This window comes from Ruegeria sp. H8 (assembly GCF_056532905.1).
Map to the genome: position 1 here is coordinate 297,263 of NZ_JBQFNY010000002.1, position 16,810 is coordinate 314,072.

Genomic DNA, 16,810 nt, shown 5'->3' on the forward strand with positions numbered 1-16,810 from the left:
GTTTCACTCCGCTGCAATCGCCTTGGGGGCGGGTGTTTTTGGCTTGGCGCCGTGTTCGTATTCTTCGAGGAAATCGAGGACCTCCTGCCGGTAGGCGTAGTAGTCCGGATGCTCCAGCAGCGCTTTGCGGGTGCGCGGGCGCGGCAGGTCGACCTTGGTGATCTTGCCTATGGTCGCTTGTGGGCCATTGGTCATCATCACCACGCGATCGGCCAGCAGGATCGCCTCATCCACGTCATGGGTCACACAGATTGCGGTGACCTTGGTGCGGGACCAGACCTCCATCAGCACTTCCTGCAATTCCCAGCGGGTCAGACTGTCGAGCATCCCGAAGGGTTCATCCAACAACAGCAGTTTGGGCGATAGGGCAAAGGCGCGGGCGATGCCGACGCGTTGCTTCATGCCGTTTGACAGATCAGAGGCGGATTTATCCATCGCATCGGCCAGGCCGACGCGTTCCAGATAGTATTCAACGACATCCTGACGCTCGGCGATGCTGGCCTTGGGATAGACTTTGTCGACCCCGATCGCGACGTTTTCCTTGGCAGTTAGCCATGGGAACAGGTTGGGGGATTGGAACACCACGGCGCGTTCGGGATCAGCCCCCTCGACATGACGACCATCCAGCTTGATCGCGCCCTTGGATATATCGTTTAGCCCCGCAGCCATGGTCAGAACCGTAGATTTTCCGCAACCTGAATGGCCAATCAGCGAGATGAACTCGCCCTTGTCGATCTTCAGATCGAAGTCCTCAACAACGGTCAGAGGGCCCTTGGGCGTCGGGTAGACTTTATGAAGCTGTGAGAAGTCGAGGAAACGGCTCTCGATCATCCCCTTTTGTGCCTCGGCCACCGCCGTTGGAACTCCATGGATCGGTGTAACATCGGGCAGGATGCGCGAGCCTTCGACCTTGGCTTCGATCCCCACATCCATCAGGTACTTGGTGACGTCGGCGCGTAGGCGCTTGAACGTCTCGTCGTTGTTCATTGCACCGCGTTCGCGAGGGCGCGGGATCGATACGCGGAATTCCTGGCCCAACGTACCATCGGGGTTCAAGGCGATGATCCGGTCGGCCAGAATGATCGCCTCGTCCACGTCATTGGTGATCAGAACGCAGGTCTTTTTGTCGGCCTCCCAGATATGTTCGATCTCATCTGCCAGATTGGCACGGGTGAGCGCGTCGAGCGCCGACAGAGGCTCATCCAACAATAAAACCTCGGGGTTCATCGACAAGGCACGCGCCACGTTGACCCGCTGACGCATCCCACCCGACAGTTCCGCCGGGCGGCGCGTGGCAGCGTGGCTGAGACCCACCATCTGCACATAATGCGCGACCTTCTCGGCCTTCTCAGTCTTGCCGAGGCCCGGAAAGACCGTATCGACCGCCAGTCCCACATTGCCGCTGACCGTCAGCCAAGGCATCAGTGAATAGTTCTGAAATACTACGCCACGTTCCAGGCCCGGCCCCTTGATCGGAGTGCCTTTGAACGTGACCTCTCCGCCAGTTGGAGTATCCAGACCGGCCATGAGGTTAATCAGGGTCGTTTTTCCGGTTCCGGAAAAGCCGAGGATCACCAGAAACTCGCCCTTCTGCACGTCCAGATCGATGCCTTTCAGCACATCCGTCCGCGCAGCGCCTTCACCGAAGGATTTCGTGGCGTTTTTGAAGCTCAGTATGCTCATCGCGCTCACCGGTTGTTCGTGAATGTGAAGAGGGATTGCAGTGCGTACATCACCCGGTCCAACAAGAAACCGATGATGCCGATGGTGAAGACCGCAACCATGATCTTGGCAAGCGAGCTGGACGAACCGTTCTGGAACTCATCCCAGACAAATTTGCCCAAACCTGGGTTCTGCGCCAGCATTTCAGCCGCGATCAAAACCATCCAGCCGACACCAAGCGACAGGCGCAAACCTGTGAAAATCAGCGGCAACGCCGAAGGCAGCACCAGCTTAGTGACTTTGGTATAGGTGTTCATTTTCAGAACCTTGGAGACGTTCACCAAGTCCTTGTCGATGGTCGCCACACCCAGCGCGGTGTTGATCAGGGTCGGCCAAAGCGAACACAGGGTCACGGTGATGGCCGAGATCAGGAAGGACTTGGCGAACCAACCGTCGTTGGTGACGTAGACGGCCGAAACGATCATGGTCACGATCGGCAGCCACGCCAGAGGTGAGACCGGTTTGAAGATCTGGATCAGCGGGTTCAGCGCCGCATTGGCGGTCGGCGACAGTCCGGCAGCGATCCCAAGGGGAACGGCCACAACGGTCGCGATCAGAAACCCGAAGAACACGGTTTTGATAGAGGTCCAGATTTGCTGGTAGTAAGACGGCGCGCCGGTGTAGGCGACTTGTTTGACCTCGTCCGCGCGGCCCGTATCGATCAGCTTCTGGTTCCGTTTCTCAACCATTGCCTCGAACTTGGCGCGCTTGGCGGCCTTGGCCTGTGCGTCCTCGTTGAGGTTGACCATTTCTGCCCAGACCTGAGCTGGGCCTGGTACGGCGCCCAGGGAAGTTTGCACTTTCGGGGCGAGCGTCCCCCAAAGCAGCAGGAAGGCGCAGATCGACAGCAGGGGGACGACCAGAAGACGCCAGATTTCGGTCATCTGAGCGCGGGGGTTGTCTCCGGCGGCAGCTTTCAGGACCGGGGTGGCCCAGCTTAGGCCAAGAATCTGGAACCATTTGTCGGCGGCGTTGATGCGGGTGAACAGGCGGGTGCGACGCGCCTCTTTGGCGGCGTCTGCGTTGAATTCGGGATCGACCGTTGTCATCTGATGTGTCCTTGCGATGGCGGGGCACTTTGGGGTGTGCGCCCGACTGATACCGGGCGCGACGCATGGGATTAGCCTTGCACGTCCGAGCCGACGATCTTCTGATCGCCCTTCAGACCAATGGACAGGCTTTCGAGATAGGCGTTGGGGGTGCGGCCGTCATAGGTGATGCCGTCGATTATATCCTCGGCCGGGGTGGGCGCTTTGTAACCATCACTGTCCCAGGGGAAGTCGGCCTCATTCGCCAGGCCTTCATCGACTAGCAGGCGCGCGGCTTCCAGATAGATCTCGGGTTTGTAGACAGATTTGGCAACCTCGTCATACCAGCTGTCGGGCTTGGATTCAGGGATCTGACCCCAGCGGCGCATCTGTGTCAGATACCAGATCGCGTCCGAATAGAACGGGTATGTCGCGTTGTAGCGGAAGAACACGTTGAAATCAGGAACTTCGCGCTTGTCGCCTTTTTCGTATTCAAATGTGCCGGTCATCGAGTTGGCGATCACGTCATAATCTGCGCCCACATATTCCGCGCGGCTGAGGATCTCGACCGCCTCGGGGCGGTTGGCGTTGTCGTTCTCATCCAGCCACATCGCGGCGCGGATCAGGGCCTTGGTCACAGCCAGCGTGGTGTTGGGATACTCTTCTGCGAACTCGGCTGTGATGCCAAAGACCTTCTCAGGGTTGTTCTTCCACAGCTCATAGTCCGTGATGACCGGCACGCCGATACCCTTGAACACAGCCTGTTGGTTCCAAGGCTCGCCCACGCAGTAGCCGTATATCGTGCCGGCCTCCAACGTGGCAGGCATCTGCGGCGGTGGCGTTACTGACAGGAACACATCTGCGCCGATCTGGCCGGTTACGTTGTCAGGGCTGTAGTAGCCGGGGTGCAGTCCACCGGCGGCAAGCCAATAGCGCAGTTCGTAATTATGGGTCGAAACGGGGAAGACCATGCCCATGTTAAAGGGCTTACCTTCGGACTTGTATTTCTCGACGACTGGAGCAAGCGCCTCGGAGCTGATAGGGTGTTGGGGACGACCATCATCCATCACCGGGATGTTCGGTTTCATCTCTTCCCAAATCTCGTTCGAGACGGTGATGCCGTTGCCGTTCAAGTCCATCGAAAATGGCGTGATGATATGCGCCTCGGTGCCGTAACCGATGGTCGCGGCCAAAGGCTGCCCGGCCAGCATGTGCGCGCCATCCAGCTGCCCGTCGATCACGCCATCCAGCAGCACTTTCCAGTTGGCTTGTGCTTCCAGCGTCACGAAAAGGCCTTCGTCAAGAAAGTACCCATTCTCATAGGCGACAGCCAGCGGCGCCATGTCAGTCAGTTTGATAAATCCAAACGTTAGCTCGTCTTTTTCCAGTTCCAGTTCGGCCAGTGCCGGTGACACAAGCGCCGTCGTCGCAGCAAGGCCTAAAAGAAGCTTTTTCATCTCGTTCCCTTTCGGTTCAGCCCAACCCGTTGGGCAAACAAAAAAGCCGCCGACACAGTCCGCCGGGAGGAGGTGGCGGATGGTCGAGCGGCTTTGCTCTTGTGAGGTGCCCTGGACTATGGGCGAATTCCGTCGGTGGGCGTCGTTGCCTTCCGATGTTCCGATTTAGCCAGTCACGCAGCGGCGCGTCATCAATTTTCCGCGTTTTCACCTCGAAAATTCTGCGTCGCAGCAATAACAGATGCTGCACTGCAAAAATTTTGTGCAGACTTACCCCGCTGGCTCGAAAATGCGTCGGTCGAAAAAGACGTTCCGAGACAGAATCAGGCTGCCATTGGTCGAGGCAACCGCCGTCGACTCGGGTAACGCCCCTTCAAGTTTCTCGGACGCGCCGGGTGTTTCCACACCAAGCCCTTGCAATTCGCGACGATAGAGATCACTGCGAAAGACCTTTGCGGATTGTCGTTCCGCAGTTCCGGCGTCCAGCCCGTTTCGTTGCGCCAATTGATGCGCAACCCATTTCGCCTGACTGCGCCATGGGAAGGTGGCAGCGCCGTCAAAAAACTCGACAAACCCATCGACATGGCGCTGCTCGCCGCGGGCCGATATAGTGAATTCGCCCATCAGCGCTCGGTCAATCAGCTCGGGTGAGACGTTGAGATAGGTTTTACGCGACAGCATCTCGGATGCAGTTGTTCGGCTGTCAGTGTTCGAAAGCCAGCGTCCTGCGCGCCAAACGGCCCGCATAAGGCTGCCCAGCAAATGTGGTTCGGTTTCGGCCCAGTCGTTTCTGACCGCCAGCACCTTTTCAGGTGCACAGGACCAGATCGCCTTGCCGGGCAACAGCAGTGCACCGACATTGTCGTCTACAGCGAATGAGCCCCAGGGCTCACCCACACAGAAGGCATCGATCTCACCACCTGCGAGCGCCTGCGCCATGAGTGGAGGCGGGACGGTTCGGATTTCGACCTGTTTCGAGGCCAGTTCGGTTCCAGCGACCCAATAACGCAACAATTCAACATGCATCGAAAACGGAAAAGGTACACCGAACACCAAAACGTCGCCGGCGGCCTGTGCCAGTGCAGCCCCAGCTGCAGCAGCATCGGAGAAATCGAAGCCGTAGCCCTGGTCGGCCAACCGCCCAGCCAATTGAGTTCCAACACCTATGACATTGCCATTGAGCGACAGGACAGACACGGCGGATAACGGTGTCGCAATGCCTCCAAGACCCAAAGCCATCGCAACGGGGACGGGTGACAGCAGATGTGCCGCGTCCACGTGCCCAAAGGCCAGCATATCACGCAGAGACGACCAAGATGGAGCCGGTCGCAGGTCCAACGAGATGCCTTCGGCGTGGTCAAACCCCATCTCGCGTGCCACGATCAGTGGTGCGGCATCAACCAAAGGCATATAGGCGACAGGCAGGGTTGCCGTTCTCATGACAACAAACCTGATGCTGTGACCAAGGCTTCGGACACCTCGGCAACCCGGCGATTCTGATTCATCGCGGTTTTACGGAGCAGGGCATAGGCTTCATCTTCCGAAACGCCCTTGGCCTTCATTAACAAGCCCTTAGCTCGGTCAATCACTTTGCGCTCTTCCAGCGCACGGCGGGTTTCGGCCAGTTCGGTCCGCATCTGACGTAACACCTGAAACCGGGCGATAGCGGTATCGATTACAGGTTTAATGCGCTCGGCTTGCAAACCGTCGACGACATAGGCCGATACCCCGGCCTCAACTGCGGCTTTCGCCAACCCGCCCGCAGCGCTCGAGACAAACATCGCCACGGGACGTTCCAATGGGCCTGAAGCAACGGTGAGCTCTTCCAGCATATCCCGCGATGGATTGTCGATGTCGATCAGGACAATGTCCGGGCTATGCGTTGCAATTTTACGTGCCAGCCCGGAGACATTGCCGATTACAGAAACGTCTACGTCGCCAGCCTCTTTTAGGGCATCTACGATCGCAAAAGCACGCTCATGGTTCTGTTCAACTACAACGACAGTCAGATGTTGATTCATAGAGTCTCAATTGAAACCAAGATTCATTGATCGCAATTCCAAGGCCAATAATCTGTTCACCAGGCTGCCGGTTCGCCCATTATTTCAGCGTATTTCCACATTTAGCGGAATGCCTGCACAGTTTTTCTACATGGCATCAAAGAAGTCTGCGGTGAGCGCTGCAGTGGCGTCTCGCATCGAACCTTGTGTTTGTCACTTTCTCTAACGGTCGTAGGATTTTTCAACAACTCTGATCTGTCCGATCGCATCAAGACGGGGCATGCCTTGGCCCATCAGAAGTTCAAACTGCCGCAACTTCGAATCTACCTCTTCTGGCTTCGGTCGCTTGTTTGCCATTCGTGGTTCTTCGTTTCCTGAACATAACGGTGGACCAGTTCAGTTGGGGAGGCTCAAAGCTGCCCATACTGCTTTGTTCTGCCAGGACCCCTACCAGTTCCGCTGGGAGATCTTCAGTCAGCAGGGCTCAGGTCTTGAGAGGCGTGGGCGTCCAGGATTTCTTTCTCCATTCGCTCGTAGACCGTGAGAAGCCTGGCGGCTCGTTTCACGGCGTCAAGCGGGAGGTCGGTGCGCAGGGAAAGGTACAGAGATGAGTTTGATTGTAAGTTTGATCGCGCCCTGGGAAGGCGTTTGCGGAAATGGAATGCCCGACCCATTCGCATGAGGTAAGGGCCGGCGCAGTGTTTTGGCTTCTGATGAGACGAGCTAGAGCGCTTTCGCGCATAGTGCGCAACGGATTGTGTTACAACCTGTGTCACAGTTTCGGGCGACTGAGACACATTGTCTAAGATGAACTTGGGAAAGCTCTTATTTTCTCGACTTTTCATGGAAAGTGGCTGGGGTGGTAGGATTCGAACCTACGATACACGGTACCAAAAACCGCTGCCTTACCACTTGGCTACACCCCAACGGTGAGCGGCTGTCTACGATTGTTGTTGGCAGGGATCAAGAGCGTTTTGTCAAAAAATCTCACGTTGAACAGTTTTTTTTCAGGGCGGTCATTTGGTGTCGATCAACACGGCTCCGGTCCGGTTTCCATCCTGCACCATTGCATGAGCGGATGCGCATTCCTCAAGTGCAAAGACCCTTTGAACAGGGCAGGTCAAAGCGCCATCCGTCAAGGCCTTGTGAAGGGTCTTCACGGCATTGGTACGAAGATCCGGCGGAAGAAGATAAATCAAAATGGTCTCAAGCTTCATGGCTTTGAACATCATCGGTCCGAATGGAAACACGGGGGTCATGTCTTGGGCAGAGCCATAGGCGTTGATGCGACCGTTCTCGGCGATGACCGCGGCGTTTGTTTGAATATTCCGGCCGAATTCGACGTCGATGATTTGGCCGATTGTCTTTCCTTCATTTGCATCGAGAATTTCGGTGGAAAGATCCTCGCTGGCGTAATCAATCACGATATCTGCGCCGGCTTCCCGGACCCGGTCAAAGTTGCGAGGGCTGGCCGTCGCGATCACGCGCGCGCCTGCCCATTTGGCAAGCTGAACGGCCAGAAAGCCGACGGTGCCCGCGCCACCATGTATCAAGATCGTTTGCCCATCGGGACGGCCGCCTGAAAACACCGCGTGGCAGGCGGTAAGACCGGGAATGCCCAGAATCGCGCCGGTCTGCAACGATACTGCATCCGGCAAAGCCACGGCCTGCGCATCGGGAAGGGTGATGTGGCTGGCGGCGGTGCCGAAAGGGCGTTGCCATTGCCCGTTCCAGATCCACACGCGCTGACCGATCCGAGATGCGGAAACTCCGTCGCCAACGGCCGAGATCACGCCAGAGCCATCACTGTGCGGGATGATCAGGGGGAACGGGGGCTCCGTCACGCCCGGTCTGGTCCCGGCGCGGGCTTTGACGTCGGAAGGGTTCACCCCGGAAAAGGACAGCTCTACCGTGACCTCGCCCGGACCCGGCGGGACCGGAGGGAGGTCCTGTATCCGCAGGACATCGGCCGGGTCTCCGAAGGTGGAATATGTAACTGCGCGCATGATCGCCTCCGTTTCGGTCGAGTTTCACAGCATATCGGCGGGAAACTCAAACACCTTGTCGCGTGTCCGCAACGCGGGGGAAGGTCGGCCCTGTGGTTATTCGCGAATCTCGGACGGGTCGACCCCCCATAGATTCGACTTCAAGGTCCACCCCCGATACCCGCCAGCGGTGATCCGGCACCAGTCCAGCGAACAGGTTCCCAGTCGGGCCACGACCCCGGATTCGAAATGCGCATTCACGGGGGAGGTCGGATCGGGTCGGGCATAGACAGGCAGCATTTCAGATTCAATCAGTACTGTCCGAACACCCGACAATAGGGCGTAGTGAACCCAGCCTCCAGCGCCGTCGCGGTCCTGAACCCGTCGCCAGTTGCCGTATTCGGCAGTGACCTGAAGCGGCATTCCGCGCCGTTTGAACACCCAGTCGATTCGATGTGTCAAAGAAGGTCCGCGCCGCACGTTGCCTTCTGCTGCTTTCATCGAGACATAACGGGGCAGGGGGAGGTTGGTGACGGATCCTCGTTTCACGTCGGCATGAGCAGCCCATGCGCCGAACATGATCAGAAATACGGATAGTGCCGCCAGACAGCGGCGATTTACCGGTCGAATACCACTCACTGACTGCCTGCTCTTATGCCTGTTGATCCGGTTCCGAAAAAAGGTCGACTCAATGCCAAAGGGGTTCTTGTGCCCCGCCTTATCCTGCGCCACGATGCCATGGCGCGCGTCCGTTTGCAAAGCAGTGGGAGGGCCGAGGTGCCAAGAGAACGTTTGAGTGTTGTCGTTACGCGACGGTTGCCCGAAGCGGTCGAAACACGTTTGAGCGAGTTGTTTGATGTGCGCTTGCGCGACGATGACACTCCGATGACGCGCGAGGAACTGGTGGCCGCAGTGCAGGACGCTGATGTCCTGGTGCCTACGGTAACCGATGCGATTGATGGCGGTCTGCTGGGTCAGGCGGGCGAAAGGCTTAAGCTCATCGCCAATTACGGTGCCGGTGTCGACAATATTGACGTGTCCACCGCGCGCCAGCGTGGGATTCTGGTGTCGAACACGCCGGGGGTTCTGACCGATGACACCGCCGATATGACCATGGCCCTGATTCTGGCTGTTACCCGACGCATTCCCGAAGGTCTGAGCGTGATGCAGCAGGGAGATTGGTCCGGCTGGGCGCCCACCGCGTTTCTGGGAGGCCGTATCGGAGGTCGTCGTCTGGGCATTCTGGGCATGGGCCGGATCGGGCAGGCGGTGGCGCGGCGTGCGAACGCGTTTGGAATGCAGGTTCATTATCACAACCGCCGCAGGCTGCGCCCCGAGACCGAGCAGGAGCTGGAGGCAACCTATTGGGAAAGCCTGGATCAGATGGTCGCGCGGATGGATGTGATCTCGGTCAATTGCCCCTCAACGCCGTCGACCTTCCATCTGATGAACGCACGTCGTCTGAAACTGATGAAACCCTCGGCGGTGATCGTCAACACGTCACGTGGTGAAGTCGTGGACGAAAACGCCCTGACCCGGATGATCCGCGCAGGTGAAATTGCGGGGGCGGGGCTGGATGTCTACGAACAGGGCACTGACGTGAACCCGCGCCTACGGCAGCTGCCCAATGTGGTTCTGTTGCCTCATATGGGATCGGCAACGCTCGAGGGCCGGGTGGAGATGGGCGAGAAGGTCATCATCAACATCAAGACCTTTGAAGACGGCCACCGCCCGCCGGATCAGGTTGTACCGGCAATGCTCTAGCGCTCTGGAAAGGAGCAGGAATGGACGTCTATGAAGGAGGGTGCCGTTGTGGAAATCTGCGCATCAGGGCTTCGGGTCGTCCATTGCGGGTCGGAATCTGTCACTGTCTGGACTGCCGCAAGCATCATGGCGCAGTGTTTTATGCGGTGGCCGTTTTCCCGGACGACAGAATAGAGGTATTCGGCGAAGCGCGCAGTTATGCTGACAGGTTCTTTTGCCCCGGCTGCGGCTCTCCGGTCTTTGCGCGCAGCGGAACCGAAGTGGAGGTGCATCTTGGATGCCTTGATGCGCCAGATCAGTTGACGCCAACATATGAAAGCTGGGTCACCCGGCGTGAAGCGTGGTTGCCCGAGTTCCGCGGTATGGCCCGCTATGATCAGGATCGATTGGTAGGCGACGCAAAGGCTTAACGCGTGCTGCGGACGTCGGCCATGTGTTGATGGCGTGCAGCTTGGACTTGTTCAGAGCGTGTTCGGCGCGCAGTTTTGATAGTCAGGGATGTATTGGAGGATTTGATCAGATGAGACGTGTTTCAGTTCTACTGTTTTCTGCATTTTGTTTTGCAGCTCCGGGGTTCGCTCAGGAAGCGGCCGATGCCGTTGCACCCGAAACGGCGACGGAAGGGCAGGTACAGGCCATGACCGACGAGGTCATCGCGGCGCTCGAGGCCAAACTGGATGGCGTTCCGGTCACGTCCCAGAACTGGATGGTTGCCGCGGCCAACCCGCTGGCGGTGGAAGCCGGCGCCAGAGTATTGCGCGCAGGTGGGTCTGCCGCAGACGCCATGGTTGCGGTGCAGGTCGTGCTGGGCCTGGTCGAACCGCAATCCTCGGGCTTGGGCGGCGGTGCGTTTCTGGTCTGGTACGATGCAGCGACCGGTCGGATGACAACTCTGGACGGGCGAGAAACGGCGCCGCTGGCGGCCACACCGACCCTGTTTCAGGACGAAAACGGTGAGCCGCTGAAATTCTTCGATGCGGTTGTCGGTGGGCTGTCCGTGGGGACGCCGGGTACACCAGCCTTGCTGGAAGAGGCGCATCGCCGCTGGGGGCGTTCCTCGTGGCCCGGATTGTTTGCCGATGGAATCCGGTTGGCGGATGAAGGGTTCCTGGTGTCCCCACGTCTGGCCAGCCTTGTTGAAAACGATGCCGAGCGCCTGTCGCGCTTCCCGGAAACCGCTGAATATTTCCTGCCGGGGCGCGCACCGCTGCAACAGGGGCAGCGCCTGATGAACCCGGCTTATGCCGAAACGCTGCGTGTGTTGGCCAGTGACGGGGCGGCCGGTTTCTATGGCGGTGAGATTGCGGCAGACATCGTGCGCACGGTTCGCAATGCTCCGGGCAATCCCGGTGTTCTGTCCGGTGCGGATCTTGCGCTGTATCAGGTGATCGAGCGCGAGCCGGTTTGCGCGGAATACCGCGCCTATGAAGTCTGCGGCATGGGCCCGCCGTCGTCGGGTGCGCTGACAGTGGGGCAAATTCTGGGGATGCTGAACAGTTATGATCTGGCGGCCATGGGGCCGGAAAGCGCCGAGGCCTGGCGGTTGATCGGAGACGCTTCGCGCCTCGCCTTTGCAGACCGCGGCCGGTACATGGCTGACAGCGATTTCGTGCCCATGCCGACCAAAGGGCTGGTTGATCCGGCCTACCTGTCGCAACGAGCGGAATTGCTGAACAACGAAGGCGCGCTGGCAGATGTCGGGCCCGGTCAGCCGGAGTTCGACCACGCACTGAACTGGGCGGATGATGTGTCGCTGGAGCTGCCTTCAACCTCGCATATCTCGATTGTAGACAGCTATGGCAACGTGCTGTCGATGACCACGACCATCGAAAACGGCTTTGGCTCACGCCTGATGACGAACGGGTTCCTTCTGAACAACGAACTGACGGATTTTTCGTTCAAGACCCACAGCGATGGTGTGCCGATCGCCAACCGGCTGGAACCCGGAAAACGCCCGCGTTCGTCCATGAGCCCGACCATCGTGATGCAGGATGACGCGCCGGTTCTGGCGATTGGCTCGCCGGGTGGCAGTCGGATCATCGGCTATGTGGCCAAATCGATCATCGCATGGGCCGACTGGGGCATGGATGTGCAACAAGCCGTGTCGCTGCCGCATCTCGTCAATCGTTTCGGAACATATGATGTCGAGGCCGGGACCGCTGCCGAAGGCTTTTCCGACGGGCTGACCCAGTTTGGGTTCGAGGTAAACCCGCGTGACCTGACATCTGGCCTTCACGCCATCGAAATCGGCGACGGGCTGAGCGGTGGTGCCGACCCCCGTCGCGAAGGTATTGCGCTGGGCGAATAGGGCCTCGGTATTTGTGGGGATTGCCCGCATTTGGTGGGCCCTTTAGTCATGGACTGAACGGCCCGCAACGTGCCGGGACAGGGGAGGATGACGATGGTGCAAGCGACCGCTTTGCCTCGGAATGAAACAGGTATCGAAACCGTCATAGGCGTTCTGAAACAACGTTTTGGCGACAGGTTGCAAACGGGTGCCGCGATTCGTGAACAGCACGGGCACACCACGACTTGGATCGAAAACCAGAGCCCGGATGCCGTGGTTTTCCCGCATACTACGCAGGACGTGTCGGAAATCGTCAAAACCTGTGCCGCGCACCGGGTGCCGGTGATTCCCTTTGGCACGGGAACGTCGCTGGAAGGGCATGTGAATGCGCCAGCGGGGGGGATCTCGGTCGATCTGATGCAGATGGACAAGGTGCTGGCTGTCCACGCCGAAGATCTGGATTGTGTCGTGCAGCCCGGCGTCACGCGCGAGGCGCTGAATACTCATTTGCGGGATCAGGGTTTGTTCTTTCCGATTGACCCGGGGGCGAATGCGTCGCTGGGCGGTATGGCCGCGACCCGCGCTTCGGGCACCAATGCGGTGCGATACGGAACGATGCGGGACAACGTTCTCAGCCTCGAGGCGGTCATGCCGGACGGCCAGATCATCCGTACCGGTCACCGGGCCAAGAAGTCATCGGCCGGGTATGATCTGGCACGCCTTCTGATTGGGGCGGAAGGCACGTTGGGTATCATCACCGAGCTGACTCTGCGCTTGCAGGGCATCCCCGAAGCGATCAGCTCGGCCAGGTGTTCCTTTCCTTCGGTCGATGCCGCGTGCCGCGCGGTGATGATGACCATTCAGTATGGCATTCCGGTCGCCCGAATAGAGTTGCTGGATGAAATGTCGGTTCAGGCGGCAAACGCCTATTCCGGGCTGAGTCTTCCGGAAACGCCATTGCTGCTGCTTGAATTCCATGGCTCTGAAACCGGTGCGGCGGAACAGGCTGAAACCTTTGGTCAGATCGCCGAGGAGTTCGGCGGTACGGATTTTGCTGCGACCTCGACCACCGAAGAACGGAACAAGCTTTGGCAGGCGCGCCATGATATGTATTGGGCGTGTCTGCAATTGCGCCCCGGCGCGCGTGGTATTTCAACGGATGTCTGCGTGCCGATCTCGCGCCTGGCGGAATGTGTGACAAGTACTCAGCAGAAGGCAGCGGATCTTGGCTTGCTCGCGCCAATTGTGGGGCATGTGGGGGATGGGAACTTTCACACGCTTATTTTGATCGACATGCGGAACACCGAAGAAGTTGCCAAAGCCGAAGAGTTTGTCGGATGGTTGAACGACCTGGCAATTTCAATGGAAGGCACCTGCACAGGTGAACACGGAATCGGCCAGGGCAAACGGCCATACCTTATCAAGGAACTGGGCGCCGCCACGCAGTATATGGCCGCAATCAAGGCTGCTTTGGATCCCGAGAACATCATGAATCCCGGCAAGGTATTATCCGGCCAATCCTAGCGGTTTTCGCGTTCTGGCCCGCATTGCGCCTTCAAATCGTCCACATGTTCTGGTTTCACAATCCTCGATTGAGAACAGGTGGTCGACATGAGTGCAAAATATCTGGCAGGGTTTGCAGCAGTCTGTGGAGTTGTCGTTGCTGGGCTGGATTATTATCAGCAGGCCAAGGCATCCGAGACCGGGCTGGGCCTCAAAGGTTATGTTGCCTCGGTATCCACGCGTGTCGGGATTTCGGACGGTCGGCTTGATGCAAAGGCTCAACCTGTACAGCCAGAGGAACCTGCGGCGAAGACACCGGCAGAGGAGACTAAGAAACTCGTCTGCACCACGATCGGGACAAGCAAGCGCTGTCGCTCCAGCGGTTGAGCTCACGGGTTTCATGACCGATCTGCGGCCCGCATTCGATGATCGGGTCGTTTTTTTCATATCACTGGTCGGATGAATGTCGCGCGATCCCCCTCAAGTGCGCCATATGGTGTCAACTGATTTCAAGGGGAGACGCCCGGTTATGAAAACCCAAGTCAAAGCACTGGTCGTTGGCGGCGGCGCCGTTGGGACCTCGATTGCCTATCATCTGGCCAAAGCGGGCTGGGACGATGTGATGTTGATCGAACGGGACGAACTGACGTCCGGGTCCACCTGGCACGCGGCTGGTCTGCTGCCATTGTTCAACATGTCCTATGCGACAACGCACATCCACAAGTACTCGGTCGACTTCTACAAGACGCTGGAAGAAGAAACCGGGCTGAACGCGGGCTTCGCCGTCGTCGGCAACCTGCGCATGGCACAGACGCAGGAGCGTATGGACGAGTACATGCTCTACGCCTCCACCGCCGAAACCTGCGATGTTGCCTATGAGTGGCTGACCCCCGAGCAGATCAAAGAACGCTGGCCGCTGATCGAGACATCGGATCTGAAGGGTGCGATCTACCACACCGAAGACGGTTACATTAACCCCGCTGATGTGACGCAGGCGATGGCCAAGGGGGCCCGTCAGCGTGGCGTCGAGATCGTGCGCAAGATGCAGGCGGATGCCTTCCACTGGAACGGCACCCATTGGGAAGTCACCTGCACCAAGATGGTGGAAAAAGGCGGCAACCTTGTCGAAAGCGACGAAAAGGTCGTGATCACTGCCGAACATGTCGTCACTGCATCGGGCAACCACGCACAGCGCACCGCCAAGATGCTGGGCATCAAGATGCCTGCGATCCCGGTCGAACACACGTTTATCGTCATGGACAAGGACCCTGAACTGGTCAAATGGCGCGAAGCAGGCAACCCGGAACACCCCGTCGTGCGCGACGCCGACAACGAATCCTACGCCCGTGAAGAACGCGGCGGCTGGATTCTGGGTATCTATGAACATGGCGCCCCCGCCCGGTTTGAACACGGTGTGCCGGACAGCTTCCGCGCGGATCTGTTCCCGCTGGATCTGGATCGGATCGCGGATCAGTACATGGCCATGGCCGAGCGCGTGCCGTCCTGCGCTGAATCCGGTCTGAAAGACGACTTCAACGGCCCGATCTGTTATACGCCTGACGGCAACCCGCTGGTCGGCCCTGCGCCGGGCCTGCGCAACATGTGGCTGGCCGAAGGTTTCAGCTTTGGCATCACCGCGGCAGGCGGCACCGGCTACTATCTGGCGCAGATGATGGTCGATGGCGAAGCCGAGATCGACATGGCCTCGCTGGACCCCAAACGGTATTCCAGCAACTGGATGACCACCGAGTTCGCGGCCCGCAAGAACGAAGAGTGCTATGAGCACGTCTACATCCTACACCACCCGGACGAAGAGCGTGAAGCCTGCCGCCCGCTGCGGACCGTTCCGGCATATGATCGACAGAAAGCACGCGGTGCCCAGTTCGGCTGGGTCAACGGCTGGGAACGTCCGAACTATTTCGGCCCCGTCGATGCGCCCGAGAACTTCGACAAGGAAAGCCGCTCGTTCCGTCGTGGCGGCTGGTGGCAATATGCCGTCGAAGAAGCCAAGGCGATCCGCGAAGGCGTTGGCCTGATCGACGCGTCGGCCTTCACCAAGCACGTCGTCAAAGGCCCCGGTGCCACCCAGTTCCTGGATTGGTTCACCTGCAACAAGCTGCCCAAGGTCGGTCGTATCAACCTGACCTACGCGCTGACCTCGCACGGCACCACCCGTACCGAATACACCATCGTCCGCAATGGCGAGAACAACTACTACCTCGTCTCTGCCGGAGCCTGGACCGAGTACGACGCCGACTATCTGCGCAAGGCGGCCGAGGACAAGATGGAGGAGTTCGGATATATCGAGATCCAGGACGTGACCACGCAATGGGGCGTCTTTGCCATCGCCGGACCCAAGTCGCGTGACGTTCTGAAAGAGGTCATCAAGGACGCCGATCCGGAAACCGCCCTGTCGAACAAGCGCTTCCCATGGCTGTCGGCGCGCCAGATCGAACTGGGCATGTGCCCTGTCAACGCGATCCGCGTGGCCTATACCGGTGAACTGGGCTGGGAACTGCACCACCCGATCGAGATGCAGAACTACCTGTTCGACCTGCTTGAAAAAGCCGGCGCGAAGCATGGCATGAAGCTGGTCGGCGCCCGCGCTCAGAACTGGCTGCGGCAGGAGAAATCCTATCGCGCCTTCGGCACCGAACTGGGCCGTGACGCGACCCCGCTGGAGGCCGACCTGCCGCGCTTTGTCGATCTGTCGAAAGACTTCCACGGCAAGGCCAAGCTGGAAGAGACCGGCGTGCGCGTGAAGTGCTGTACGCTGCTGATCGACGGGCCGGAGGATGCCGACCCATGGGGCCGCGAGGCATTGTACACACCGGAAGGTGAACGCGCGGGTCGATTGACCTCGGGCGGGTATTCCGTGGTGTTCGAGAAATCCATCGGCATGGGCTATGTGAAGCCCGAGCTGGCAGTCGAAGGTACAAAGCTGAAGGTCAAGATGCAGGACAAGCTGTGGGATGCGGTCGTGACCTGCGACAGCCCCTACGACCCGAAAAACGAAACCATCCGCAAGGACGGTTGATCGAAGAAAGGCCCCGGAAACCTTCGG

General features: G+C 58.8%; 13 protein-coding genes and 1 tRNA gene. 6 read left to right on the forward strand and 8 right to left on the reverse strand.

Annotated elements, in window-relative coordinates:
- Window positions 1-3: 3 nt before the first annotated feature.
- From ACR0A2_RS07855 to ACR0A2_RS07890, 8 genes are all read right to left on the reverse strand, one after another.
- The gene (locus ACR0A2_RS07855) at window positions 4-1,683 is read right to left on the reverse strand and encodes an ABC transporter ATP-binding protein (RefSeq protein WP_480834664.1); all 1,680 of its coding nucleotides are present in this window, start codon (window positions 1,681-1,683) and stop codon (window positions 4-6) included.
- A gap of 5 nt (window positions 1,684-1,688) precedes the next feature.
- A complete protein-coding gene (locus ACR0A2_RS07860; RefSeq protein WP_152458841.1) occupies window positions 1,689-2,771 on the reverse strand; it encodes an ABC transporter permease in 1,083 nt (360 codons plus the stop codon).
- 71 nt (window positions 2,772-2,842) lie between these two features.
- Entirely contained in the window at window positions 2,843-4,207 is a 1,365-nt protein-coding gene (locus tag ACR0A2_RS07865; protein WP_480834665.1) for a CmpA/NrtA family ABC transporter substrate-binding protein, read from the reverse strand.
- Between the two features lie 270 nt (window positions 4,208-4,477).
- A complete protein-coding gene (locus ACR0A2_RS07870) occupies window positions 4,478-5,647 on the reverse strand; it encodes an ABC transporter substrate-binding protein (RefSeq protein WP_480834666.1) in 1,170 nt (389 codons plus the stop codon).
- Complete coding sequence (locus ACR0A2_RS07875) at window positions 5,644-6,228, reverse strand: ANTAR domain-containing response regulator (protein ID WP_480834667.1); 585 nt, start codon at window positions 6,226-6,228, stop codon at window positions 5,644-5,646. Before ACR0A2_RS07875 ends, ACR0A2_RS07870 begins: the two co-directional genes overlap by 4 nt.
- Window positions 6,229-7,058: 830 nt before the next feature.
- Window positions 7,059-7,133 (reverse strand) — tRNA-Gln (locus tag ACR0A2_RS07880).
- Window positions 7,134-7,223: 90 nt separating this feature from the next.
- On the reverse strand, window positions 7,224-8,213 hold the full coding sequence (locus ACR0A2_RS07885; RefSeq protein WP_480834668.1) for an NADPH:quinone reductase: 990 nt from the start codon (window positions 8,211-8,213) through the stop codon (window positions 7,224-7,226).
- A gap of 96 nt (window positions 8,214-8,309) precedes the next feature.
- Window positions 8,310-8,771 carry an SH3 domain-containing protein gene (locus tag ACR0A2_RS07890; RefSeq protein WP_171205541.1) on the reverse strand — a complete coding sequence of 154 codons (462 nt, stop codon included), beginning with the start codon at window positions 8,769-8,771 and terminating at the stop codon, window positions 8,310-8,312.
- A gap of 198 nt (window positions 8,772-8,969) precedes the next feature.
- On the opposite strand from ACR0A2_RS07890, the gene ACR0A2_RS07895 reads away from it, so the two are divergent.
- From ACR0A2_RS07895 to ACR0A2_RS07920, 6 genes are all read left to right on the forward strand, one after another.
- Window positions 8,970-9,956: a 2-hydroxyacid dehydrogenase gene (locus ACR0A2_RS07895; RefSeq protein WP_171167022.1), complete on the forward strand. Its 987-nt coding sequence runs from the start codon at window positions 8,970-8,972 to the stop codon at window positions 9,954-9,956.
- Window positions 9,957-9,976: 20 nt separating this feature from the next.
- Entirely contained in the window at window positions 9,977-10,366 is a 390-nt protein-coding gene (locus tag ACR0A2_RS07900) for a GFA family protein (RefSeq protein WP_480834669.1), read from the forward strand.
- A 110-nt stretch (window positions 10,367-10,476) separates the two neighbouring features.
- Window positions 10,477-12,264, forward strand: a complete 1,788-nt coding sequence (ggt, locus tag ACR0A2_RS07905; RefSeq protein WP_480834670.1) for a gamma-glutamyltransferase — start codon at window positions 10,477-10,479, stop codon at window positions 12,262-12,264.
- A 93-nt stretch (window positions 12,265-12,357) separates the two neighbouring features.
- Window positions 12,358-13,767, forward strand: a complete 1,410-nt coding sequence (locus ACR0A2_RS07910; RefSeq protein WP_480834671.1) for an FAD-binding oxidoreductase — start codon at window positions 12,358-12,360, stop codon at window positions 13,765-13,767.
- 87 nt (window positions 13,768-13,854) lie between these two features.
- The gene (locus ACR0A2_RS07915) at window positions 13,855-14,133 is read left to right on the forward strand and encodes a hypothetical protein (RefSeq protein ID WP_480617896.1); all 279 of its coding nucleotides are present in this window, start codon (window positions 13,855-13,857) and stop codon (window positions 14,131-14,133) included.
- 142 nt (window positions 14,134-14,275) lie between these two features.
- Entirely contained in the window at window positions 14,276-16,783 is a 2,508-nt protein-coding gene (locus ACR0A2_RS07920) for a GcvT family protein (RefSeq protein ID WP_480834672.1), read from the forward strand.
- Window positions 16,784-16,810 lie beyond the last annotated feature (27 nt).